At 51.1% G+C, this 23,688-nt stretch carries 19 protein-coding genes; 8 read left to right on the top strand and 11 right to left on the bottom strand.

The window, feature by feature from the left end:
* The first annotated feature begins 41 nt into the window (after window positions 1-41).
* Window positions 42-1,664, top strand: coding sequence for an ATP-binding cassette domain-containing protein (locus AC53GJ_RS11195; protein ID WP_496727788.1), 1,623 nt, complete (start codon window positions 42-44; stop codon window positions 1,662-1,664).
* On the top strand, window positions 1,661-3,241 hold the full coding sequence (locus tag AC53GJ_RS11200) for an ATP-binding cassette domain-containing protein (protein ID WP_496727789.1): 1,581 nt from the start codon (window positions 1,661-1,663) through the stop codon (window positions 3,239-3,241). Before AC53GJ_RS11195 ends, AC53GJ_RS11200 begins: the two co-directional genes overlap by 4 nt.
* Here the strand turns inward: AC53GJ_RS11200 and AC53GJ_RS11205 are convergent.
* The 5 genes from AC53GJ_RS11205 to AC53GJ_RS11225 all read right to left on the bottom strand — a co-directional run bounded on the left by AC53GJ_RS11205 (window position 3,238) and on the right by AC53GJ_RS11225 (window position 9,882).
* Window positions 3,238-3,852: a peptidylprolyl isomerase gene (locus tag AC53GJ_RS11205; RefSeq protein WP_496727790.1), complete on the bottom strand. Its 615-nt coding sequence runs from the start codon at window positions 3,850-3,852 to the stop codon at window positions 3,238-3,240. The two genes, AC53GJ_RS11200 and AC53GJ_RS11205, sit on opposite strands and share 4 nt — an antisense overlap.
* Window positions 3,853-4,058: 206 nt before the next feature.
* Entirely contained in the window at window positions 4,059-6,374 is a 2,316-nt protein-coding gene (locus tag AC53GJ_RS11210) for a methyl-accepting chemotaxis protein (RefSeq protein WP_496727791.1), read from the bottom strand.
* 154 nt (window positions 6,375-6,528) lie between these two features.
* On the bottom strand, window positions 6,529-8,613 hold the full coding sequence (locus AC53GJ_RS11215; RefSeq protein ID WP_496727792.1) for a pre-peptidase C-terminal domain-containing protein: 2,085 nt from the start codon (window positions 8,611-8,613) through the stop codon (window positions 6,529-6,531).
* A gap of 161 nt (window positions 8,614-8,774) precedes the next feature.
* Window positions 8,775-9,149, bottom strand: a complete 375-nt coding sequence (gene fdxA, locus AC53GJ_RS11220; RefSeq protein WP_496727793.1) for a ferredoxin FdxA — start codon at window positions 9,147-9,149, stop codon at window positions 8,775-8,777.
* A 1-nt stretch (window position 9,150) separates the two neighbouring features.
* On the bottom strand, window positions 9,151-9,882 hold the full coding sequence (locus AC53GJ_RS11225) for a nitroreductase family protein (protein WP_496727794.1): 732 nt from the start codon (window positions 9,880-9,882) through the stop codon (window positions 9,151-9,153).
* Window positions 9,883-10,029: 147 nt separating this feature from the next.
* On the opposite strand from AC53GJ_RS11225, the gene AC53GJ_RS11230 reads away from it, so the two are divergent.
* From AC53GJ_RS11230 to AC53GJ_RS11240, 3 genes are all read left to right on the top strand, one after another.
* Window positions 10,030-10,812, top strand: coding sequence for a helix-turn-helix domain-containing protein (locus tag AC53GJ_RS11230; protein WP_496727795.1), 783 nt, complete (start codon window positions 10,030-10,032; stop codon window positions 10,810-10,812).
* An 84-nt stretch (window positions 10,813-10,896) separates the two neighbouring features.
* Window positions 10,897-11,760, top strand: a complete 864-nt coding sequence (locus tag AC53GJ_RS11235; RefSeq protein WP_496727796.1) for an MBL fold metallo-hydrolase — start codon at window positions 10,897-10,899, stop codon at window positions 11,758-11,760.
* Window positions 11,761-11,775: 15 nt separating this feature from the next.
* A complete protein-coding gene (locus tag AC53GJ_RS11240) occupies window positions 11,776-12,414 on the top strand; it encodes a dienelactone hydrolase family protein (RefSeq protein WP_496727797.1) in 639 nt (212 codons plus the stop codon).
* Window positions 12,415-12,488: 74 nt separating this feature from the next.
* On the opposite strand, the gene AC53GJ_RS11245 is transcribed toward AC53GJ_RS11240, so the two are convergent.
* The 4 genes from AC53GJ_RS11245 to AC53GJ_RS11260 all read right to left on the bottom strand — a co-directional run bounded on the left by AC53GJ_RS11245 (window position 12,489) and on the right by AC53GJ_RS11260 (window position 17,204).
* A complete protein-coding gene (locus tag AC53GJ_RS11245; protein WP_496727798.1) occupies window positions 12,489-13,292 on the bottom strand; it encodes a DUF1338 domain-containing protein in 804 nt (267 codons plus the stop codon).
* A 108-nt stretch (window positions 13,293-13,400) separates the two neighbouring features.
* A complete protein-coding gene (gene astD, locus AC53GJ_RS11250) occupies window positions 13,401-14,870 on the bottom strand; it encodes a succinylglutamate-semialdehyde dehydrogenase (protein ID WP_496727799.1) in 1,470 nt (489 codons plus the stop codon).
* Window positions 14,867-15,913 carry an arginine N-succinyltransferase gene (gene astA, locus AC53GJ_RS11255; RefSeq protein ID WP_496727800.1) on the bottom strand — a complete coding sequence of 349 codons (1,047 nt, stop codon included), beginning with the start codon at window positions 15,911-15,913 and terminating at the stop codon, window positions 14,867-14,869. Before astA ends, astD begins: the two co-directional genes overlap by 4 nt.
* A gap of 58 nt (window positions 15,914-15,971) precedes the next feature.
* On the bottom strand, window positions 15,972-17,204 hold the full coding sequence (locus AC53GJ_RS11260; RefSeq protein ID WP_496727801.1) for an aspartate aminotransferase family protein: 1,233 nt from the start codon (window positions 17,202-17,204) through the stop codon (window positions 15,972-15,974).
* 145 nt (window positions 17,205-17,349) lie between these two features.
* Here AC53GJ_RS11260 and AC53GJ_RS11265 point away from each other — a divergent pair, with 145 nt between their 5' ends.
* From AC53GJ_RS11265 to AC53GJ_RS11275, 3 genes are all read left to right on the top strand, one after another.
* The gene (locus AC53GJ_RS11265) at window positions 17,350-17,778 is read left to right on the top strand and encodes an Lrp/AsnC family transcriptional regulator (RefSeq protein ID WP_496727802.1); all 429 of its coding nucleotides are present in this window, start codon (window positions 17,350-17,352) and stop codon (window positions 17,776-17,778) included.
* A gap of 193 nt (window positions 17,779-17,971) precedes the next feature.
* Window positions 17,972-19,666 carry an NAD-dependent malic enzyme gene (locus AC53GJ_RS11270; protein ID WP_496727803.1) on the top strand — a complete coding sequence of 565 codons (1,695 nt, stop codon included), beginning with the start codon at window positions 17,972-17,974 and terminating at the stop codon, window positions 19,664-19,666.
* Between the two features lie 137 nt (window positions 19,667-19,803).
* Complete coding sequence (locus AC53GJ_RS11275; protein WP_496732788.1) at window positions 19,804-20,289, top strand: DUF1543 domain-containing protein; 486 nt, start codon at window positions 19,804-19,806, stop codon at window positions 20,287-20,289.
* A gap of 88 nt (window positions 20,290-20,377) precedes the next feature.
* Here AC53GJ_RS11275 and corA read toward each other — a convergent pair whose 3' ends face one another.
* Together corA and AC53GJ_RS11285 are read right to left on the bottom strand one after the other, a co-directional pair.
* Window positions 20,378-21,334, bottom strand: a complete 957-nt coding sequence (gene corA / locus AC53GJ_RS11280; RefSeq protein ID WP_496727804.1) for a magnesium/cobalt transporter CorA — start codon at window positions 21,332-21,334, stop codon at window positions 20,378-20,380.
* A 229-nt stretch (window positions 21,335-21,563) separates the two neighbouring features.
* On the bottom strand, window positions 21,564-23,102 hold the full coding sequence (locus tag AC53GJ_RS11285) for a BamA/TamA family outer membrane protein (RefSeq protein WP_496727805.1): 1,539 nt from the start codon (window positions 23,100-23,102) through the stop codon (window positions 21,564-21,566).
* Window positions 23,103-23,688: the final 586 nt, after the last annotated feature.

Below are 23,688 nucleotides of genomic sequence, written 5' to 3' on the forward strand. Positions count from 1 at the left end.
CGAATCGTCGTCGTTGGTGCAAAGTTCTACAGAGGTAACAGATGCTAAAAAAATCCAAGCTAACCGCCACCCTTGGCGCTGCATTATCAAAGGGCTTACCGGCTTTGGCGGTTGCTTTACTGCTGGCAGTATCGGCCAGTGTTGCTGCACTTGGCGCTTTGTTATGTCTGGTGCAACTCTTGCTCAGTGGGGCAGAGCATTGGTGGTGGTGGTCTTTAGGCTGCTGGAGTGCAGCAGCTATCACGGCAGGGCTGGCCAGTTGGCTCAGTCATGTTGCAGAAGCCAATGTGGCTGCCAGGCTGAAACGACAAGTGGTACAGCATATGCTCAGATTGCCAGCCTCAACCTTGAGCCGGTATCAGCCACAGCAATTAAAAGCCTTGTTATCGGATGATATTGCCGCCTTACATCATCTGATTGCCCATGCCCCGCACGAATTCGTGACTTTATTGCTGCTGCCTGCGCTAACCTTGCTGCTCTGGATCATGCTCGCTGGCTGGCCCAGTTTATTGGCGCTGATCCCCGGCTTGCTGGCAGTCATCTGCCATCTATGGTGGATCCCACGCCTGTCAGCGCAGTTAGCGCCGATACAATTTAATTTACTGAGCAAAGTCGCAAGCGCAGTCAGTGATTATGGGCGGGCGGCAGATTTGCTAAAACTGACGGATCCCGCCGCCGGGCCGCTGGCCGAATTTAACCAGGCCAGTACCCAATTTATCGGCATGATCAGCCGCAGGGTGAGCAAAGTCTCGACTGCAGCTGCGCTGGCTACTGCCATGTTGCAAGCGGTCAGCACCTTTGCCATTGGCTATAGTGTGGTGATGTTCTGGCAGCCAGCCACCACAGATGCCGAGCAACTCAGAGCGCTCTGTGCGGTGTTGATGTTTAGTCTGGCGATTGTGACACCGGCCTTGCGGTTGGGACATGGTCTGGATTATGTCGCTGCTGGCCGCGCTGCTGCCTGGCGGCTGGCAGATTTTTTACACATCATGCCACTACAACAAGGCGAGCAGCAATTCAAGCCAACAGCAGCGCCAACATTACAGCTGATTGATCTTGGTTGGCAACTACAGGGACAGACGCTGTTTCAAGGTTTATCAACCAGCTTGCAGCCTGGCCAAATGTTAGCCATCACAGGCCACAGTGGGTCCGGTAAATCAACGTTGCTGCGGCTGATTGCCAGCTTAGAAAATTTACAGACTGGCACTGTGTTACTGGCAGATCAAGCACTGGCTGCCTTGACAGCAGTCAGCCGGCAACAACTCATCTTATTGATCCCACAGGGATTAGCTGTCATGCCAGGCACTGTGCAGCAAAATCTGGCGCTGACAGCACCTGCTGCCAGCGTTGATGAATATCAACAAGCACTGCACAAAGCGCAATTAAAAGCTGAACTGAGCGCCGATGCCGCACTGTTATCAGGTGGCGAAAAACAACGGCTGAATCTGGCGCGGGTGTTTTTAGCCAAAGCCGCAGTGCTGCTGCTGGATGAACCAACCTCCGGACTGGATCAGCAAACCAGCCAGGCAGTATTGCAAGCCCTGATCGCCCACGTCAGACAGCACAGCTGCATTTTACTGCTGGTGACCCATCAGCCGGAATACGCAGCCATGGCAGATCTGCAGTTGGTCCTGCCAAGGTTTGCCACAGAGGACAGAACATGAAACGCCACGCCCACATCTTACCAACATTGTTGTCACCGATGCGAAACGTGGTATTTGGCTGGTTGCTGGTCGCCTTGCTGGAAGCAGGTTGTTACCTTTGGCTCGCCACCGCCATTTATCAGCGGCAAGCATCAGGCTGGGTCCTGCTATTGGCGCTATTGGCTGTGATCTGTACTGTGCTGGTTGGTAAAGCAGGCTTTTTCGCTGGTGCCAGCTTGATCCAGCGGTTGTATCAGTTGGTTGCAGTAAAGCTGCAAAACTTGCAGTTGGACTGGTTTGTGCCGGCGCATCGCACTCTGCTCGCAATGCTGGTGAGTCAGGATATCCCCAGTCTGATGAAAATACCGGCCCATCAGTTACCCCATTATCTGTATGCACCGTTATTACCGCTGCTGTTGATCGGTGGCACCGGCTGGTTGGCTGGGCTAGGGACAATGGCATGGCTTTCTTTGTTATTAGTACTGGCATTTGGCTGCCACCTGTTGGCACAGCGGAGTTTAATGCGGGTAGATGCCAAGCGGGTGCAGGCCCGGCACCGCGAGTTACAGCAAGACTTACAATTGACCGAACAATTGGAATTACTGCGAACTGCAGCCGGATTTGCGCGTGCCAGTGCGGCACTTGAACAGAGCTGGCAACAGCAAGAGCAAGCGCTGGCACAAACCAACAGGGCAGCGGCAGTGGCCACTGGCTTGAACTTGTTGGCCACTGCCTTACCCATCGCCGGGTTTAGCCTGCTGCTCCAGCAATCGACCTATAGCAGTTTTGAGCAATTGGCGCTGTTGTTACTGGCGATGCGGGCATCGGCAGTGCTGGAATCGTTAGCGCTGACAGCGTTAACACTCAATGATCTCAAAGCAACGCTTGAGCGGCTGCAGCTGTTGTTACAAGCGCCTGTCCATGTCAGACCCCAACTGACTCAGACGTCGGCCATAACCCCGACGAATAGCAGTCTGGCCTTGCGGCAAGTTGCTGTTGGCTCCCGGCAACAGCCCATCACACTGCAACTGAAACCTGGTCAGACTTTGTTATTGAAGGGCAGCAGCGGTTGCGGTAAAACCACCTTACTGCGGCAAATCGCCGGCTTTTTGCCAACGAGCAGCGGTGAAATCCGACTCGGAAACATCAAGCTGGATGCACTGAGCTGGAGCCAGTTACGCCAGTTGCTGGCGTATGTGCCGCAACAACCCGTTATTTTTACTGGCACTATCGCCAGTAATATTCGCTGCGCTGCCGCCAACGCCAGTGACGAACAGGTGGCAGCCGTGGCACGGCTGGCGCTGTTAGGGCCGCTACTGGACAGATCCCCTGAAGGTATCTATCAGAGCGTTGGGCTGGATGGGACAGCGTTATCCGGTGGCGAAGCCCAGCGGCTGTCGATAGCCCGCGCCTTGCTGCAAGCAACGCCGGTACTATTGCTGGACGAGGCTACCTCGGCGCTGGACGAAGAGTCCGAGCGGCAACTGGCACAAAACCTGCGGCAACTGAAAGTCACCCTGGTGTTGGTGACTCATCGGCAAACAGAAATCTGGCGCGCTGATCAGGTGCTGGACTTATCTGCAGCAGCGCAATATTAATCCGGTAAAATAGTGATTTTTTCAATCACCACCGGCGTGGCTGGCTGGTGAAAGGCGATAGGTTTACCGCCCGGATTATCCAGCCATTTTTCGGCAATTTTCACCGCGGCGATTTTGTCCAGCACCTCTTCGCCGCTGATCAACTGGCCAAAATTGGTATATTTACCATCCAGATGAGCCCGTCTTTCCAGGCAGATGTAAAATTCAGTGCTGCCACTGTTTGGATCTTCACCACGCGCCAGACCCAGACTGCCTTTGATTTGCGGTAATTGGTCGGAAAATTCGGCTTTGACCTGATAGGTTTTCATATCCGGATGGTTATCATCATTCAAACCCGCCTGCGCCACATGGCCTGGCACCACCCGGTAAAAGGTTTTGCCCTGGTACCAGCCGCTGTTGGCCAGTTTGATAAAATTGGCGGTAGTCGCCGGGGTTTGCTGGTCATACAACTGGAACGTCATCTCGCCCAGACTGGTTTTGATCAGCGCTTTAGCAGCTAAAGCTGGTGCACTGGCGAGCAGCAAACTGCTGCAACACAAGGTTATGGCGAAGCGGGGTAAAGCGGCTATCGAAAAATTAGCAAACCTATTTACAAAGCTATTTACAAACATCAATGACATCTCCCTGATCTGACTGGCTTAGCTAGCCCCCTGTTGCTGCGCTGTAGTTTGGATATAGTTTGGCTGTAATTTGGCCACAGCGCAGCAGCAAGGGATATCAAGCCAAGCTAGCAGGTTGCCAGCCATGTCGCAAAGCAGCGCGACCAACAGCCCGCCAAGCAAGACCAATCACGATCCAGGGCTTGCCGGCAACGGATTTACAATTTTAGCCGGGCTGAGCTTTGCATCAGATGTTCACCCAGTTGCTGCTGGGCTCTGGCTTTATCGGCCAGTTCGCTCATGGCTTGATCGGTGGCAGTGGCACTTTGGCTGATATCCACCAGCGCCAGGCTGATCTGACTACTGCGCTCACATTCCTGCTGACAGAAACTGGTGATCTGGCTGGTAGCGATGGCAATAGTGGCAGCCGCATCTTTAGTTTGAGCCAGGCTCTGCTCTGTGATCACGGCACTTTCCAGACATAAAGTCGCACTGGCTTGCTCCTGCTGTAAACCCTGGGTGGTTTGTTGTACGGATTGCGCCAGTCTGGCCAGCATCTGCTGGATTTCGGCAGTGGCACTTTGAGTACTGCCGGACAAACGTCGAACTTCATCAGCCACCACCGCAAAACCACGACCATGTTCACCGGCTCTGGCCGCTTCAATCGCCGCGTTTAGTGCCAGTAAATTTGTTTGCTCAGCGACACCGCGAATGGTGTCCAGTACAGTGACAATTTGGGCGGCAGCTTGTTGTAAGTCCGTCATGCTATCGGTGGAATGACCGATTTGGCCAGCCAATTGCTGGATGAGCTGGTGCATCTGGTGTAACTGGAGTTGACCGGCGGCTGATTGTTGCTGCGCCAGGCTCGCCGCCTGACTGGCAGCACTAATTTGCTGACCAATACTTTGTTGTGCTTGCTGACTGGCTGCGGCCTCTTGTTGCAACTGCAACAAGGCTGTTTTTTGTTGAAATACCGCTTCTTTACAGTTATGACTGATCGCCAGTTGTTGTGTTGACGCTTGCTGCTGTGCACCAGCGGCCTGCACCAGTTGACCCAATAAATCGGCCAAACTGGCAAACAACTGATTCAGTGCTGCGGCAATGGATTGGACTTCCTCATCACCTTGTGCTTTGAAGCGGCTGGTTAAATCATGTTGATCCGCCGCCTGGCGAATTTGACCCGCCAGCGACTCCAGGGGGCGGGCGATGGCCACACCAGCCTGCCGCGCCAACAAGAGTGCAGCCAGCGCTAACACTGCGATCACCAGCAAGCCATACCATAACATTTGCTGCGTTAATTGTTGCAGGCTGGCAAATGCTTCCTGTTCATCCATCTGGGTGATCAGCGCATATTGCTGCTGGCCAATCAGCACCGGCTGATAACTCATCAGCACAGGTTGCTGCCGGTAATCATAAGTTTGCCGCATGCCCGACTGACCGCCCAGCGCAGCTTTGACTTCAGCACTGTCCAGCGTCAATTGTCCGGCCAGACCATAATGATTGGCCTTGGCCTTTAATTCCGGGTAACGGCTGGCAAATCCAGCAGCATCGGCTAATTCTGCCCGTAACGACGTCAGCAGGCGTTGGTTGGCACTGACCAGATAACTGTCGCCACTGTCGCCCAGGCCAATTTGCGGCCATTGCTGCTGCTGGTTAATCAGGGCCGTCAACGCAGTCACAGGCAATTGCAGCACTAGCACCCCAATAGGTTGGTCCGAGCCCGCCAGGCTATTAAACACCGGAGCGGCAAAAAACAATACCTGCTGCTCGACATAACCGCGAAATGGCGCTGGTGCTGACACTTGCCAACCAGCCTTGGCATTTTGCAGTACTTTTTTCACAGTGCTGGCTAATTCAGTGTCGGCAAAAGCACCTTGTTGTAATGAGGTAGCAAATACCGGGGTTTTATGGCTGGAATACACCACATTCAGGCCGTTGGCGGCCACCAGATAAAGCTCCTGCAACTTGTAGCGGTTGGTTACTTCAACAAAACTCTGGTGGAATTTTTTATGCTGTTGGCCATAGACAGAGCCATCAGCCCGGTCAACCAATTTGCTGGCACTGGCCGGCGGATGCGGGTTGGTTTGCAGATAATAATGTTGCAGTAACAGAGTTTCCAGACTGGCTTTGGTTAACCACTGACTGCTATCAGTGTTATATGCCGGATCCAGACTACGGGCAAAAGGCTGATACTGCTGCTGATACCATTGTTGTAATTCAGTACGCAGCTGTGCTTCACCCGGATTGGCCACTTCATAGCGATAGGAGCCAAAAGGTCGTTCCATGGCGTATAAAGCTTCCTGAGTCATCCGGTTATTAGCCAGACTCAGCAATAAATCCTGCAGACTTTGTAAATAAAGCTGCAAGGCCTGTTCACGGCCTTTGGCCACCGCAGTAAATTGTTGCTCGGCACTTTGGCTGAGCGCCGCTTTACTGTGGGAATAGGACAGGGTGCTGATTAAGCTAACACCAGTGATCACAGCGGTCAGCGTGGCTGCGGCCATGGTAAACATCAGTTTGCGGGCGATCTTCATACAACCTCGGGCGGTGACAACAAATGAAAGACCGGGGGATCCTAAAACTGATAGATGACAAAAATATGACACCAAGACGTTTGGCCGTCTAAATGTGTGAATAAACTGCAATAGCGCGCTGCCACAATCACACGAATGTGACAGCGCGACCTTGTTATTTCAGGTCCAGCGTTAACTGGCTAAACGTCTGAAAAGCCCGCAGCCCGATGTGCACCAGTTCGCCAGGCTGGACGGCGATAATGCAGCTTTCATTGTTGCCACTGCTATAAGGCCGGCAGTCATATAAGGTTGTCGTTGGCGCTACCGTTTTTTGTACATACAGATCTGCATCACCAGTACCACCGGCCGTACTGATTTTTAACTGGTTGACGCCTGCTGGCACCAGATACTGATATCTGAGCCACTGCGATTTAGCGGCACTGAGGCCGGTTTTTGGGTAACCGTTCGGCGGAGTTTGCTGGATCCTTGCCAACAATTGCACGCCAGTGAAGGCTTGCTGGCCAACAACCTGCAGATAAACATCACTGTTGCTGGTTAAGTACAAGCGGCAACTTTCCTGATTGCCGTTTTGTATCGAACGGCAGTCAAACAGGTTGACGTCAGGCGAGGCACCGACTCTGGCATATAACCCGGCATCGCCACTGCCTTGTGACAGCGTCAGTTCCAGTAGCTGGCCGGCGCTCAGGCCAGTGACACGATAATTCCAGTGTTGTTCCAGTGCGCCAGATAAGGTGACAACCTGCTCCGGCAGTAGTGGATAAACAATCGCATCTGATAGGCTGAACACGCTGGCTTTACTGGCCGTCAGTCCTTGTGGATCGGTCACATTTAACAATACTGAATAACGGCCTGGCCCCTGATACTGATGCGCAGTCTGTATGCCGGAACCTTGATTGCCATCGCCAAACTGCCAGCTGTAGCTGAGGGAGCCGCCTTCCGGATCCTGGCTGGCATGCCCATCAAACTGACATTGATAACCCTGACACTGTACTGTAAAAGCAGCGACTGGCGGCAAATTGCCATTGCCCTGATCATCCCCGACCGGAATTTGCTGGTTAAAAACAGCGGCTACCTGCGGCCAGATCTTGTTGATCAATACGCCCTGATTGGTGCAACCACCAAAGTGGTGCAGCGCAATCGCGCCATGACTGCCTTGCGCCAACACAGGTGAACCGGAGGAACCGCCAATAGTATCGCAGTAATAGCCGGTATCAGTCCCGGTTGCGCGGCCAGACGTGACGGCCTGATCAATTTCACAAAAACCACTGCTGTTCATCTCACTTTCAATCGCCAGCTCTTTTGGATTACCGGCACCATGTTGCGGAATATAAATACGTTCGCCCAGCGTGGGCAAGCGTACCGTCAGCCCCAGATGGCCAAAGCCGGCGATCGCCGCAAAATTATTGACGCTAAATAAGGTGTAATCGAGGTTGTAGTCGGTTTTAAACAGCTCGGCTCCCGTCACTTTCACCACAGTGGCCGGCGAACGGACACCGCACTGCAGGTTCTGATAGTTAAACCAGACTTCGGTATCCCGCAATTCACTGGCAGTGGCGACACAATGATTGTTGGTAAACAGGTGATTACCGGCGCCAACCCGCCAGCCGGTACATAAACCTGAACCGCCAATCAGCAGCCTGGCAACCGGCCGTGATCGGTCATATTCACGTGGCTGGCTGTTAACCGCACAAACAGCATCTTTGCGCTGATTACTGCCACAGGTCGAACTGGTGCCAGGGCCGGTTTCAGCCAGTGCTAGCGCTGCATCACTGAAGCCTGCACTAAAACCAGCGATCCGCAATTGATGCTCGGCTTGCCACTGGCTGCCGGCTGGTAGCACCAGGGTCACCAGGGCGCTATCACCAAACACTGACATGGCAGAAAATTGCTGTTCACCGTCTTCGCCGCGCAGGCTGTGGAAGGTTCGACCAGCCGCAGTGTCCGGATAACGATAACTTTCCCGACCATCAACACTACTGACGGTAACATATGCACCTACAGGCAATTGCATGGCACTGAACTGAACTTTGATGAAGCTCGCCCCCGGCTGACTAAGCCGCTGCTGCCATTGCTGTTGCTGGCTACGCTGGCCGACGGCTGGTGTGAGTGCTATCGGCTTTGCAATGAATTTAGCAATCACGGCAGGTTGAAGCCGGTCACTGGCTGCTGCTGCCTGAGCGGCTGGCAACAGCATGCCAACCGCCAGACTTAGCAAGAAAAACGGGGATGATTTCTGCATCACGGATCCTCTGGATGGGGGCCGAACCGACGGTTCAGCTGTGGCAGAACATAGTTAGTGGCGGGCAAAATATGTTGATATTATGCTGATACCCATTGATAAATTTTATATTTATTGTTTTATATCAGCATATTATGTGTGGCTAATTCAGATTTCCCGTTTTATTGACCACTGTCAGCAGCAATATTGACTTGGTTGCTTGTATCTGCGCGCGGCGGCGCCGGATCAAACAGCGCCAGTTTATCCGCTACATGATGCCAGTCGCTGGCATCCGGCAACGCTGCTTTCACCTGCTGGATGCCAGGCCATAAACTGGCATATTCGGCATTCAGCAGCGCCCAGAGCGGATCAGCCACTTCATAATCGGGCTGGATCGCTTGCACCGGGCATTCGGCTTCACAAACACCGCAATCAATACATTGCTCCGGATGGATCACCAGCATATTGGCGCCTTCATAAAAACAGTCGACCGGACAGACACTGACACAATCGGTGTATTTACACTGGATGCATTGCTCTGTTACCACATAGGTCATGTTAAAGCTCCGTCTGTGTGGGGGCCAGCATCTGTAGTGGCTTTGGGTCTAGGGATAAAATCTCTGCCAGTGGTTTTTTCAGCAGCGCCACCGCCGGCACAGTGGCACTTGGTGCAGGATGGCCGACCGCCAGGATCATGACCGGCTTTTCCTGCTCAGGCCGGCCCAGCAGGCTATTGAGAAATTTCATCGGATTGGGGGTGTGCGTCAGGCAAGATAATCCGGCCTGGTGGATCGCCGCAATTAAAAAACCGGTCGCGATACCGACACTTTCCGGCACATAATAATTTTTATATTTAGTCCCATCACTGAACTGACCCCAGCGCTGAGCAAATATGACAATCAGCCAGGCTGCATCTTCCAGATGAGGTTTAGCAACGCCGGTGCCAATAGGCTCTAGCGCTTTGAGCCACTCGTCCCCGGCGCCCCCCTGATAAAACACCCGTTCTTCTGCTTCTGCTGCGGCACGGATCTGTTGTTTGAGCAGCGGATCAGACACAGCCACAAAATGCCAGGGCTGATGATTGGCGCCGGACGGGGCGCTACCAGCAGTTAAAATACAACTTTCAATCACCGCCTGAGGTACTGGCCGACGCTGATAATCCCTGACAGTGCGGCGACTTTGCATTTGTTGCTGAAATAACTGCGCCTGCTGCAAAATTTCTGCATCTGTCCGCGCAACTGGCGCCGGCAATGCAATGGCCTGATACTGTAATTGTTGTTTGGCAAACATTTGAAACTCCGGTTGATGACATGAGCGATGGTTATAGCAAGCATCCAGCGAGAGTTCATTCCTCAGCAATGGGGAATCCGACCGTTGAGATGATAGTTCTCAGCTGCTAAGCTCAGCGGCATCGAGCTGCCACATAAGGAGCAAGTGATGGCAACTGTCAGTCCTGTTTGTTTACAATCTACCGAGCAACACTGTCATTTTGCTGCGTTAACGCCACTTGTAACCGCAATTGGTACAGATGACTTTGCCACTGCGTTATTGCAGTTTTGTCAGGCTGAACTGGCAGCTGATTTTGTCTCGGTGTTTTCATTTCGCGGCACTGCCATGCCTGAGCTGGTGGCAACTGCGACGAATACCCATCCGGCTAATCTGACCAAAGCAGCCAGCGGTTACCGGCAGTGTTTCAGCCAGGACATCAACTACAGTATTGCCGCAGCGTCAGACAAACCGGTGCAAACCTATTTAACTTATCAGCAGTATCAACAAATTCGGGACCGGCACTACCGTCACAGCTGTTATGAAAGAACCGGCATCGAAGACAGATTTTCGTTGTTGCGCACGGGTCAGCACCGGCAAATGGCGTTAAGTATCTACAAAGCTCAGGGCAAGGGCGCGTTTGCGGCCGAAGCCGGTCAACAGCTACTGGCTTGTGGTGCTTTGTTAATTGCGATTATTGACCAGCATTTTTATCGGCAAAAACGCTTGCAAGCACAGCAAGCCACTGACTTTGCACATCATTTACGGTTTAATTATCCAAAACTGAGTCCGCGGGAGTGTGAGGTCACCGCCAGAGTGCTGGCCGGTGAAACCGCCCAGCAGATAGCCGATGCTTTGCAACTGAGTGTCAGCACTATCATTACGCATCGCAAAAATGCCTATCAGCGGTTAGGCGTAGCGAACTTACGACAAATGATGCAGTTATTATTCTAGCTATATACCTTAAAAGAATAAGCTTAGCGCTTTTCGTTATGTAACATCTTTGTTATAGTCATCAAAGCAGCGACTGAGGTGGTTATGACGGCAATAATTCAGCATTTTTTTGATCAAGACTCCAATACATACAGTTACTTAGTGTTTTGCCCGCAAACAAAAGCCGCGGCCGTCATTGATCCGGTGCTGAATTTTGAGCTGGCCGCTAGCCGCACCAGCACCACTGGAGCCGATCAGATAGTGGCTGCGGTACAGCGACAACAGTTACAGTTGCAGTGGATCTTAGAAACCCATGTCCATGCTGATCATTTGTCGGCTGCACCTTATCTGCAGCAGCAGCTAGGCGGTCAGATCGTGATTGGTAGTCAGATCACCACAGTGCAGCAGTTGTTTGCCGGGGTGTTTCATGCTGGCAGTGAGTTTGCCCGCGATGGCAGTCAGTTTGATAAGCTGGCCGCTGATGGCGAACAATTGTCACTGGGCGCGCTGCAGATCAGGGTGCTACACACACCGGGGCATACGCCTGCTTGTGTATCCTATCTGATTGGCGACGCAGTATTTGTCGGTGATACTTTATTTATGCCGGATTATGGCAGCGCACGTTGCGATTTTCCCGGTGGCAGTGCTGCCACCTTATATCAATCGGTGCAACTGTTATTCAGCTTGCCCGACAGCACCCGGATGTTTTTATGTCATGACTATAAAGCAGCAGGCCGTGACGATTTTTGTTTTGAAACCACAGTGGGGGCGCAAAAACAGGCGAATATTCATTTACACCAGGGGATCAGTGCCACTGAGTTTATTCAGCTTCGCCAGCAAAGAGATGCTACCTTAAGCATGCCCAAACTGTTATTACCAGCGGTGCAGGTGAATATGCGGGCCGGTCATTTGCCACCTGCCGCAGACAATGGGATTGTCTACCTGCAATTACCACTCAATCAGTTTTAAACTCAGGTTCTATAGATGGTTCAGCAACAACAACCGGCCACTTTGCTGGTTTGCACCGATATTTTTGGTATCACAGCGGCGCTGCATCACTGGTTAGCTGCGCTGCCGGTCGAAGTGCAATTGTTGTCACCCTACAGCCAAATGCAGCAGTTCGAGCATGATCAGGCCGCTTATCAATTTTTTACTGCGCAAGGTGGACTGCCGGCTTATCAGCAGAAACTAACCCATTGGCTGGCCAGCCAAACTAAAGCTGTTGATGCCTTGGGCTTTAGTGCAGGTGCTGCAGTGTTATGGTCGGCCATTGCCGCACAGCCAAAGTCGCCGGTCAAACGCTGCTGGTTATTTTATGGCGGCCAGATCCGTCAGCAGCCAGAGTTGCAACCCAACTGTCCGACCCAACTGATTTGGGCAGAGGAAACGCATTTTGATGTGCTCGCTTTGCATCAGCAGTTAGCGGCCAAGCCATTGGTGCAATCTGAATTGACTCCGTATCCGCATGGTTTTATCAATCCGGCGTCCAGTGGTTATCGGTCAGCCGCTGCGGCCAGCTATCAGCAATGGCTGGCGACAGCATTGCAAGATGAAGGACGATCAGACGTGGCGGCAACTCAGGCAGCTGCATTATTGCAAGCTGCCTGCGCCAACAAAGGTTAAGCTTTCGCTTAGCTTTCGCTTAGCTTTCGCTTAGCTTTCGCTTAGCTTTCGCTTAGCGGGCGCTTAGCGGACGCTTAGCGGGAATTCGTACTTTCGAAAATTTTGTCGGCTGAGGCTGCCACAAAACCTGTGTACAGCTTGCCATTTGGCATTGGGTAGCGCAGGGCAAATTCATAAAAACAGCTTGGGATCAGTTGATCGCCATCAATAAATTCTGCCACAGCTTCATCCGCCAGGGTCGAAGACTGTTCCAGCAACACCTCAGGGCTGCCTTTAATTTCACCGCCTGAGGTATTCAGGGCAAAACCGCCTTGTTTCAGTGCAGCATTGACGCTTTGCAGGCTGCTGAAGTTGTTCAGTTCATTCACAGACACAGTAAAGTGATTGGCCCGGAACCCCCAGACCGCTGTCCAGGCAGCATATTCACTTTCTGCCAGCAGGGTGCGGTAGCTGGCTTGATCCAGTTGCCAATGTTTACCTGAATATAAAAAGTTCTCTGCCGTCACAGCAGCCGGATCCATTTGCGCCACCAGTGCCGTGATGATTTGTTGCAGTTGTGGCGAACATTGCTCTAATAACAATTCCGAGATAAAGACTTTCGGTTGTTTTGGATCCGGATGTTCAAAATGTTTGGCGTACAGTTTTTTCGCTTCGAAGTGATATTCCCCGCACTCGACATAACCCAGCGCCAGAAAATGCGCGGCCAGTTTTTCCAGGCCAATATGTGGCAGATTAAAAGTGCGCAGTGCAATGTGATCGTTAATCACATCATCTTGTTGTGACGAGCCGAGCAGGGCATGAATTTTTCTGGCAGAAGGGGTTACTGTCAGATAGTTTTCCCATAATTTGGCAAATAATTCATTGACGTTGGTATGCATGGTTGATCCTTGTTGATCGAAAACGCTAAGTGAACACCGGACAATCTAATGCTATAGCTTTTTTCTGCTGTCCGGTTTGATCTAGTTAAAACAACTTGGCTTTTAGCACTAAATGCTCAGTCCGGGGTTTAAACTGGCCGGTAAACTGACCGCTGCAGCTTCCACCGAAGCCACCGGATAAGCGCAATAATCTGCCGCGTAATAAGCGCTGGCGCGATGGTTACCACTTTTGCCGATGCCGCCAAAAGGCGCCGCACTGGAAGCACCGGTAATAGGTTTATTCCAGTTCACAATGCCGGCACGAATGCGGGCAAAAAAGTACTGATAATCTGCTTCGTTATCAGCCAGTAAACCGGCGGATAAACCATAGGCGGTGTTATTGGCTTCGGTAATGGCACTGTCAAAGTCGTCGTAGCGATACACTTTGAGTAAAGGGCCAAAATGCTCTTCGTCCGGCAATGGCGCGGCATCTGTCACATCAATAATGCCTGGTGTGACAAAGCCGGTGCCTGGCTGAATATGACTGAGCTCAAGCAAAGACACGCCGCCAGCAGCACGGATGGCCTGCTGCGCCTGTACCATGCCAAGTGCCGCTTTTTCACTGATCATGGCACCATAAAACGGCTGCTCAGTGGCCAGTGGCGGGCCGACTTTGATTTGTTTGCTGGCACTGATCAGCTTGGCTAAAATGGCATCGCCATTGGCCGACTTGGCTAAAAACAAGCGACGGGCACAAGTACAGCGTTGGCCGCTGCTTAAAAAGGCCGACTGAATAATATCGTGCACAGCAGCGTCAATATTGGCCACGTCTTTGACGATCAGCGGATTATTGCCGCCCATTTCCAGCGCCAGAATTTTGCCCGGCTGACCGGCAAATTGCTGATGCAACAGATGCCCGGTGTTGGAGCTGCCAGTAAAAAACAAGCCATCGAGTCCGGGATGAGAAGCCAAAGCTTTGCCGGTCATCACTTCACCTTGCAATAACGACAGCACACCCGCCGGCAGACCGGCTTGTTGCCACAACTCAACGGTGAACTGCGCGACTTTTGGCGTTAATTCTGAAGGCTTAAAAATCACCGCATTGCCCGCGATCAGCGCCGGCACTATATGCCCATTCGGCAAATGCCCAGGGAAGTTATAAGGACCAAACACCGCCACCACACCATGCGGTTTATGCCGGATAAATGCTTTAGCGCCCGGCATCGGGTTTTCCACTGTGCCGGTTCTTTCCTGATGGGCTTTGCTGGAAATGGCAATTTTGCCAATCATCGCCGCCACTTCAGTCCGGCTTTCCCATAAGGCTTTACCGGTTTCTTCGGCAATCAATACCGCCATGGCTTCTGTGTGCAGCTTTAAAAGCTCAGCAAACGCCTGTACGACTGTCACACGCTCAGACAACGCTTGTTGCGCCCAACCAATAAAGGCCTGCCGGGCGGTTTTGACGGCTAAATCGACTTGTAATTCATCCGCCGCCTGACCTTGCCAAATCACGTCGCCAGTGGCCGGATTGACAGAGCTGAACAGACCGCCATTACCACTTTGCCACTGACCTTGAATAAATTGAATTGCTTGACTCATTTGGCACCTTTATCGAGGTTTAAATAACGGACAAAATCACCTGTGGTGACCTTCAATGCATCGGCAGCGGCCGGGCTTAACAACAGCACATTCTGCTCTGGTTCTAACCGGCAATCATCGGTAAAAGTGGCGCGAAACATCGCGGTTTCGCAGTTGCAGACCGCTAATTGATTGAGGCCACGGCGTTTTTGTGCATCAGTTTCAATCTGTACCGCCACTTTATGGCTGTGCCGCACTGATTTAATTTGCTTCAGTTGCGCTTCAACTGTCGGGCCTGCGTCAAATAAATCGACGTAACCGCGATGAATAAAGCCTTCATTTTCCAGCAGTTTTAATGCAGGCTTGGTATTTTCATGCACTTCACCAATCACTTTTTGCGCTGATTCTGGCAACAAGCTGACATAAATCGGATGACGTGGCATCAGATCGGCAATAAAGCCTTTGTTACCAATCCCAATCAGATGGTCGGCCGTTGGAAAATCTATGCTGAAAAAATAAGTTTGCAACCATTGCCAGAACGGCGGTAAGGCGTTGTCATCGGCAACACCGCGCATTTCTGCGATCACCAGCTTGGCAAATCGTTTTGGCTGTTCGGCCATAAACAAAAACCGCACCTTGGATAAAAAGCGGCCATTTAAGCCAGAGCGGTAGGGCTCACGCAAAAACAAAGTACAAATCTCTGAAACACCAGTGTAATCATTACACATAGTCAGCACTTCGACCGGGTTAAATACATTGAGCTCGTTCGAGTGATGCACCACAGTGCTCTGATGAAAATGGTACAGCGGTGTGCTCAGACCCACCGAGGCTTCAATGCCGGAAGTCCCCATAATTTCGCCAGTGGCGGTATCTTCCAGCACAAACAAATAGCCTTGATTACCAGGTTTGTCGGTGTCAATGGCAAAACTGTGTTCGGAATGGGCAATTTTTTGCTTTAATTTCTGCTCATTGACTGGCAGTGATGTAAAGCCAGCGCCTGATTCTTCTGCAATTTGCAGCAGGGCCTGGTAGTCCGATTGTTGGATCGGGCGGATCAATAACATCTTCGGTTGTCCTCAATTGAGCGAGCGCCTGGCGCAGTGACGCCAGGCGGGTTTGTCATTATGCTGGATTTTTCGCCGCGACTTTTTTTGCCGCGACTAAAGTGGCGATAGCAGCGTCAAAACGGGCCAGACCTTGTTCGATATCCTGGGTTGGAATGATCAAGGATGGCGCAAAACGAACGACATTGTAACCAGCCATCAGCACCAACAGGCCTTGTTCAGCTGCCGCCAGCATAAAATCACGGGATTTGCCGGCATAATCGGCATTCAGCGCAGCACCTAACAATAAACCTTTACCACGGATCTCACTAAAGACCTGATATTTATTGTTGATGGCCTGTAAACCAGCCCGGAATAACTGCTCGCGCTCTTTGACACCATTCAGGACTTCCGGCGTATTGACCGTATCAAAGGCCGCTAAACCGACAGCACAAGCCAATGGATTGCCACCATAAGTACTGCCATGGGTGCCGACCACCAAATGTTTCGCCAGCTCAGTGGTCGTCAGCATAGCGCCGATTGGAAAACCGCCGCCCAAAGCTTTGGCAGTGGTCAGCACGTCCGGCGTGACGCCAAGCCCCATATAAGCATATAACTCGCCGGTGCGGCCCACGCCAGACTGCACTTCATCAAACACCAACAGCGCCTGATACTGATCACACAAAGCCCGCACACCCTGAATAAATTCAACCGTTGGACTGATAATACCGCCTTCACCTTGCAAAGGTTCCAGCACCACAGCGCAGGTGCGTTCTGACATCAGTGCTTTCAGACTGTCCAGATTATTGTATTCGGCGTGATCAATGTCCGCCGGTTTAGGACCAAAACCGTCTGAATAGGCGGGTTGACCACCGACAGAGACGGTAAACAGGGTGCGGCCATGGAAACCTTGTTTAAAAGCGATAATCTGCGTTTTTTCCGCACCGTGATTATTCAGCGCCACCCGGCGCACCAGTTTTAACGCCGCTTCATTGGCTTCAGCGCCAGAGTTGGCGAAATAAACTTTTTCCGCAAAAGTATGATCAACCAAACGTTTTGCCAATAACAGCGCCGGTTCATTGGTCATAGTATTCGATAAATGCCACAGTTTACCGGCTTGTTCTGTTAAAGCCTGCACCAAGGCCGGATGACAGTGGCCTAAACAATTCACCGCGATACCACCGGCAAAATCAATATACTCGCGACCTTGCTGATCCCATAATCTGGACCCTAGGCCACGGACCGGAATAATTGGCGACGGCGCGTAATTAGGTACCATCACTTCATCAAATAAACTTCTGCTGACTTGCATTTTTTGCCTCGACTTATGCTGTGAACCGCTTTAGCGGTTTTTATGTCTGTTGTCATTATTATATTGAGCCAACCAAGCAAAATGCAGTAGCATTCTGAGCATTATAATTTTTTATTTAAGCAATTTAACGAAAGGTTTTAGCAATATGCTTAGCAAAGAAGATGAAAGGTTACTTTCTGTGCTGCGGACCAATGCCAGAACCAGCGTGTCAGATTTGGCGCGTTTGCTGAATTTGTCGCGTTCAACAGTGCAAAGCCGGATCGCCAGATTAGAGCAGACCGGCGTAATTAAAGGCTATGTGGTTGAGTATGGTGAAAAGTTTGTCAGTACCTTAGTGTCGGCCCATGTCTCCATCAAGGTGCGACAAAAGCTGACCACCAAAACCAATGTTGAACTGAAACAAATTCCTCAAATCTCAGAGCTGTATGCCATCAGTGGTGAATATGACCTGATTGCGGTGGTGCAGGCACAAAGTACCGAGCAACTGAGCCATTTACTGGATGATATCGGTAATCTGGACGGCGTGGAACGCACCAATTCTGCCGTGGTACTGGAAACCAAATTCAAACGCTAGCCGTATCTGTCACTACGGTAAAAGCCGGTTTGCTGCAGCCTTTTCGCCGCAAGCCGGCTAAAATACTGTAATAAAACCACAATGTTGCATAATTGTGGCTTGTCTTACCAGTCAGATGAAATTTTACTACCGAAGGTAACAGCGGTAAAATCCGTTAACTTTTACGCCAGATGGCAGCTATTTCAGGAATTTTATGCGTCAGTCAGAGCAAAATACCCCATTGTATATTCATTACGCCGGTCCAGCCCTGCTCGAAACCCCGTTATTAAACAAAGGCAGTGCCTTTAGCCGGGAAGAAAGAGCCGCCTTTAACCTGACCGGTTTGTTACCGCCACGTTATGAAAGCATCGAAGAGCAGGCCGCTCGTGCCTATATGCAATATTCATCTTTTGAAGAACCGATTAATAAACATATTTATCTGCGGGTGGTGCAGGATAACAATGAAACCCTGTTTCACCGGTTATTACAAAACCATCTGGAAGAAATGCTGCCTATTATCTACACCCCAACGGTTGGCGACGCTTGTGAGCGATTTTCTGATATCTACCGCAGCGCCCGTGGTTTATTTATTTCTTACAGCGACCGTGATCAGCTCGATGATGTGCTCAGAAGCGCCACCAAGAAAAAAGTCAAAGTTATAGTCGTGACTGATGGTGAACGCGTGCTTGGTTTGGGCGACCAGGGCATTGGCGGTATGGGCATTTCGATTGGTAAACTATCGCTCTACACCGCTTGTGGTGGCATCAGCCCGGCTTATACCTTACCAGTCTGTCTGGATGTGGGTACCAATAACGAAAAACTGCTGAACGATCCTTATTACATGGGCAATCGCCATCGCCGCATCAGCGGTGATGAGTACTATGAATTTGTCGATAAGTTTATCCAGGCCGTCAAACGGCGCTGGCCGGAAGCTATGGTGCAGTTTGAAGATTTTGCCCAGCCAAATGCCATGCCGCTGCTCAAACGCTACCGTGATCAGATCTGCTGCTTTAATGATGATATCCAGGGCACTGCCGCTGTGACTGTCGGTACCTTATTAGCCGCCTGCCGTTCTAAGGGTCAGGCTTTATCCAGTCAGAAAGTGGTGTTCGTTGGCGCTGGCTCTGCCGGTTGTGGTATTGCCGAACAGGTGATTAGCCAGATGGTATCTGAAGGTCTAACCGATGCACAGGCGCGCAGCCAGGTGTTTATGGTGGACCGTTTTGGTTTGCTGACTGAAGATATGCCGGATTTACGTGATTTCCAGCAAGCCCTGGTGCAAGAAAAACAAGCCATTGCTGATTGGTCCTTCAGTGGTGATTATGCGTCGTTACGTGATGTGATGAACTGTGCCAAACCAGATATTTTAATTGGCGTGTCAGGTGTGGCCGGTTTATTCACCGAAGCCGTGGTCAAAGCTATGAAGAAACACTGTGCTTTACCCATTATTATGCCACTGAGTAACCCCATCAAACAAATTGAAGCCCGGCCGGAAAAAATCATCGAATGGACCGAAGGCGAAGTGATTATAGCCACCGGCAGCCCGTTCAAACCTATTGAATACAAAGGTAAAACCTATCCGGTTGCCCAGTGTAACAACAGCTATATTTTCCCGGGTATTGGCCTGGGTGTACTGGCCGTAAAAGCCCGTCGTATCAGTGACGAAATGTTACGCGTTGCCAGTGAAACCTTAGCGGCAGCGTCGCCGCTGGCGAATACCGGCACTGGTGGTATTCTGCCGCCATTAACCCAGCTGGCAGACTTGTCGAAGAAAATTGCCTTTGAGGTAGCCAAGGTGGCGATGGCTCAAGGCCATGCGCTAGAACTTGACGATGCCATGTTACAACGTAAAATTGACGCCAATTTCTGGAAACCAGAATATCGGCAGTATAAAAGAGTCAGTAGCTAACTGCTGATTTTTTATGATGATGAAATGGCGGTTTAACCGCCATTTTTTTATCTGTCAGGCTGCAAGCCCCCGGTTAGCTTTGTGAAAATGGACAGGCAAGCCTTGCTTTGTCTTAAAAGGAGTCAACTTTGTTATACGTGGTGATGCTGGGTGGTAAACATCCCAAAGCAAAAATTGAAGTGCATGATGTGGTGTTTGTTCAGGCCGAACACATCACAGAGGCTTATCCGACACTGCGGCAGCAATGGTTTGGCAGCCCGCAGGGACTGCATATTGATTCCTGGCTGGCTGTTGATGGCGTCGACCAGTATAAAGTCAGCTTCAGTCATGAAGCGCCGGCGGCAGGGGAGTTGCGGCTGTTTTTTATTAATTTAGGCGGTTATCAGGCTGGATGTTTTGGTGAAGATCATCGTTATGTGTTAGTGGTGGCGCCCGATAAAGTTGCCGCCAAACAACGTGGCAAACAACTGATGCTGACCAACTGGGAAAAACCTCATACCGATCAATTATTTGATGTCGATGATTGTCTGGAGATTGACGCTATTGAGGGTCGTTATCTGCATCTGACCGCAGCGCCGCATCAGGGCATCGAACTGCAAAGTGATTATATTATTCTGTCCTGAGCTGAGGTGAGGTGAGGTGAGGTGAGGTGAGGTGAGGTGAGGTGAGGTGCACTCAGGCTAACGAAATTAGCCTGAGTGCGTCAACCCCTTACAACCAACCGCGCCGTTTAAAAAACAAATAGGGCGCTACTGCAGCTAAAACCATCAGACCCAGCGCCATCGGATAACCAAAACTCCATTCCAGCTCCGGCATTTTACTGAAGTTCATGCCATAACTGCTGGCGACTAAAGTTGGTGGCAGGAAAATAACCGACACCACCGAGAAGATTTTAATGATGCGGTTTTGTTCTATATTGATAAAACCCATCGCTGATTGCAGTAAGAAGTTCACTTTTTGAAATAACGATTCGTTATGCGGCAACAGTGACTCAACGTCCCGTAATACTTCGCGCGCCTGCGCAATCTGCTCCACCGGCAAGCGGGCTTTGCGTAATAAAAAATTCACCGCTCTTTGAGTATCCATCAGACAAAGCCGGACTTTCCAGCTCCAGTCTTCCAGCTCCGTCAGTCTGGATAACGAGGAATGAAAAGCTTCATTTTGCTGACCTTTTAAAATAACCTGGCTGATGGCTTCCAGTGCGCCGGATATTTCTTCAATACTGTCAGCAAGTTGGTCAATTTTGATTTCAAATAAATCCAGCAGCACTTCAAAAGCGCCACCGGACAATAACGGCTGTGATTTGGCGCGCATCCGATAGAGCCGGAACACCGGTAATTCACGTTCCCGCAGGGTAAACAGCCGGCCATCCCGGATGGTAAAAGCCACTGTGGTATTACCGGCTTGCTCTTCATTAAAGAAAAATAACGAATGCACGTGCAAACCGTCTTCATCTTCAAAAAAACGCGCTGTCGCTTCGATATCATCCAGCTCATGCCGCCGCGCCAGTTCTTGTCCCAGGTGCAGATTTACCACATCCCGTTCGATGTCATTGGGTGCGACCAAATCCAGCCAGAGTGCAGCGCGCAAATCCTCTGCGCCGGTAAAATTGCCGTCAAATTCCATCCGCTGTAAAAACTGCTGCCGTAACTCAAAAGCTCTTAACATAAAACTGCTCCAAAAAAACGCAAGACCGTGGAGGCGGGATGTCAGAGATTGTACACCATTCGGGCTTTTAAAAAAAATGCCAATAAAATTCAAGATGATTGCGAAATAATGACAAATAGCCTGCAGCGATGCAAAGTGCTAAAGCGTTCGATTTCGTGAGCGGCTGGCAGAGGATAATCAGTCGCTGTCGTGGCGACACAATAACCTCAACAACGGGTCTTTGCCGGCATTAAAACCTGTTGCTGACACTCAGCTCGATTTCCCAGCTGTCGACAGCAGGGGACGATCGCAAGGGGAACGACAGATCGATATGGATGACATGGTCATTGCTCGATTTGGCAGAATAGATCCGCATGCCAACGCCAACACTGCCCAGCCATTGCTCAGTTACATTAGGCCTTAACATATCGCTGTCGCTGCGGCTAAGTTGTGACGTGGCCGTAAGTTGTGACGTGGCCGGCAAAACCCCACTCCATTGCAGCCCGGTATTCGCAGGCAATAGCGCGCTGCTGGCAAGTGCCTGCAGGTTCAGCTCATCGATCTCCGCCACCCGGCCCGCCGTGACCCGACCGATGTCGCTAAATGCGACAAAGCCAAGATCTAACATTTGATACAGATTAATACGCGGATACCAACGGAGTTCAGTGGTCAGCAGTGATTTACGGATCCCGAGCTGATATTGCAACGGGTAACCACGCAGCCCGCTGTCACCGCCAAGTTCCAGTGGTTGATCAATAAAATTGCGATTACGCCGGCTATATTCGGCTTTGTTGTACCAGGTAAAATTGGCCGATAACTGATAAAAATCTTCCAGCTTGAACCGCCACTCCCGCAGATCGCCGCCCGGTAAGCCAAGCATCCAATCAACCTCGCCCTGGAGTAACAACAGATGCTGATCCTCAGCAAAACCTTTACTGCTGGCTGCTGAAACACGGTAACCCAAGTTGCGCTCTGCGCTGAGTTTGCTGCTTTGGGCTGCCATTTTCAGCAGATATTGCCAACCCAGATTGACGTCTTCAGCCCGATCAATAAACAAAATATCGCGCAGTACCCGATAATCGTGTTGTTTATATTCAACACCCAGCCAGGGGTAAGCCCAGTCGCGGTCAGTCGGTAAAGCCAGACTAGGTTGTCGCAACGCGGGGGCAAAACGCCAGTTTTCGACCAGCACACCAGCCAGTAAGCGGGTCGATGCCTGGTGCTGATAAGACCATAATAAACCGGTACTGAAGTCGAACCGCCGATGTTCAGTGGCAAACACATTTTCCAGCGCGCCATTGTGAAATAGCTGACTTTGCTGCTGCTCACTGAACCATTCAGTCCGGTACATCCACTGACTGTCATCCTGATAAAATGGCTTTTCTACTTTGAATTGCCGCACCTGGCCATCGTCATTCCGGGTCCATTCTGCAGTGACATCACTATGAGCCAACCAGTCATTGCTGCCCGGTTCAGTTAATAAGGATAACGGCATTTCCAGCTTCAACTCATAACCGCTGCGCTGAGCGTCACTTTGGTATTTGACTGAGGTGCGTACACCAAAACCAAGTAAATTATCTTCTTTAAAACCAAAAGCATATTTGTTTTGTCCGCCGCTGCGGCCAAGGCCAAACGAAGGTAACAAGCTCCAATTATCTGAAGTTTCGACGTGCACATCATAACTTTGATCGGCATTACAAACCGGGTTTAACCGTACTTTGGCGTCATGCAAATATGATTTGTCCCGCAGCAAACGCTCAGCTTCGGCCAGATCACTGAGCCGGATCACGGAGCCGCTGGCAAAGGGTAACGCCCTTTGTACCGTATCGGGTCTAGAGCACCGAGCAGTTCAAAAAACGAGCAGCAGAGCTGACAGAAAACCTCGCAGGCAAGGCGGGCAAAATGAGCAATAGTCATTCTATTGCTCATTTTGCCCAACGCCGGATGCGAGGTTTTCCGGCGCTCCCGCCGGGCCGGGGCAAAATATCCTCATACGGCGTTAAATTCCTTCGGTTTAGTTCACTAAACCTTCAGAAATTTGCCTTGTCTGAGCCCTATTTTGCCCACGGCTGCTGCCGTTTTTTTAAACTGTTCGGTGCTCAAGTGGTCACATGGGCCCAATTGGCCAGCCGATGCAACCAGAGATCGTCGGGATCCGATTTGAAAATCGGTTTGGGTTCCAGTTGAACCTGGCCAAGGCGGATTTGCGGGTCGGCCACAGCCTCAGTTGTAGCAGGCACCTTCGCTGCAGGCGTTTTTTTTGTTGCCACCAATCACACAGCAACTCACTGGATACCGCGTCTTTTTGCTGCGCGCCGGCTGCTACAGCTGCCGGACTCTGCAGCAAGATGGCCACGGCATAACACAGACCCCAG

The organism is Rheinheimera sp. B2H12 (genome assembly GCF_059620065.1).

Coding starts and splice junctions, on each gene's coding strand:
- AC53GJ_RS11195 (WP_496727788.1), top strand. CDS start 42: ATGCTAAAAAAATCCAAGCTAACCGCCACCCTTGGCGCTGCATTATCA.
- AC53GJ_RS11200 (WP_496727789.1), top strand. CDS start 1,661: ATGAAACGCCACGCCCACATCTTACCAACATTGTTGTCACCGATGCGA.
- AC53GJ_RS11205 (WP_496727790.1), bottom strand. CDS start 3,852: ATGTTTGTAAATAGCTTTGTAAATAGGTTTGCTAATTTTTCGATAGCC.
- AC53GJ_RS11210 (WP_496727791.1), bottom strand. CDS start 6,374: ATGAAGATCGCCCGCAAACTGATGTTTACCATGGCCGCAGCCACGCTG.
- AC53GJ_RS11215 (WP_496727792.1), bottom strand. CDS start 8,613: ATGCAGAAATCATCCCCGTTTTTCTTGCTAAGTCTGGCGGTTGGCATG.
- fdxA (WP_496727793.1), bottom strand. CDS start 9,149: ATGACCTATGTGGTAACAGAGCAATGCATCCAGTGTAAATACACCGAT.
- AC53GJ_RS11225 (WP_496727794.1), bottom strand. CDS start 9,882: ATGTTTGCCAAACAACAATTACAGTATCAGGCCATTGCATTGCCGGCG.
- AC53GJ_RS11230 (WP_496727795.1), top strand. CDS start 10,030: ATGGCAACTGTCAGTCCTGTTTGTTTACAATCTACCGAGCAACACTGT.
- AC53GJ_RS11235 (WP_496727796.1), top strand. CDS start 10,897: ATGACGGCAATAATTCAGCATTTTTTTGATCAAGACTCCAATACATAC.
- AC53GJ_RS11240 (WP_496727797.1), top strand. CDS start 11,776: ATGGTTCAGCAACAACAACCGGCCACTTTGCTGGTTTGCACCGATATT.
- AC53GJ_RS11245 (WP_496727798.1), bottom strand. CDS start 13,292: ATGCATACCAACGTCAATGAATTATTTGCCAAATTATGGGAAAACTAT.
- astD (WP_496727799.1), bottom strand. CDS start 14,870: ATGAGTCAAGCAATTCAATTTATTCAAGGTCAGTGGCAAAGTGGTAAT.
- astA (WP_496727800.1), bottom strand. CDS start 15,913: ATGTTATTGATCCGCCCGATCCAACAATCGGACTACCAGGCCCTGCTG.
- AC53GJ_RS11260 (WP_496727801.1), bottom strand. CDS start 17,204: ATGCAAGTCAGCAGAAGTTTATTTGATGAAGTGATGGTACCTAATTAC.
- AC53GJ_RS11265 (WP_496727802.1), top strand. CDS start 17,350: ATGCTTAGCAAAGAAGATGAAAGGTTACTTTCTGTGCTGCGGACCAAT.
- AC53GJ_RS11270 (WP_496727803.1), top strand. CDS start 17,972: ATGCGTCAGTCAGAGCAAAATACCCCATTGTATATTCATTACGCCGGT.
- corA (WP_496727804.1), bottom strand. CDS start 21,334: ATGTTAAGAGCTTTTGAGTTACGGCAGCAGTTTTTACAGCGGATGGAA.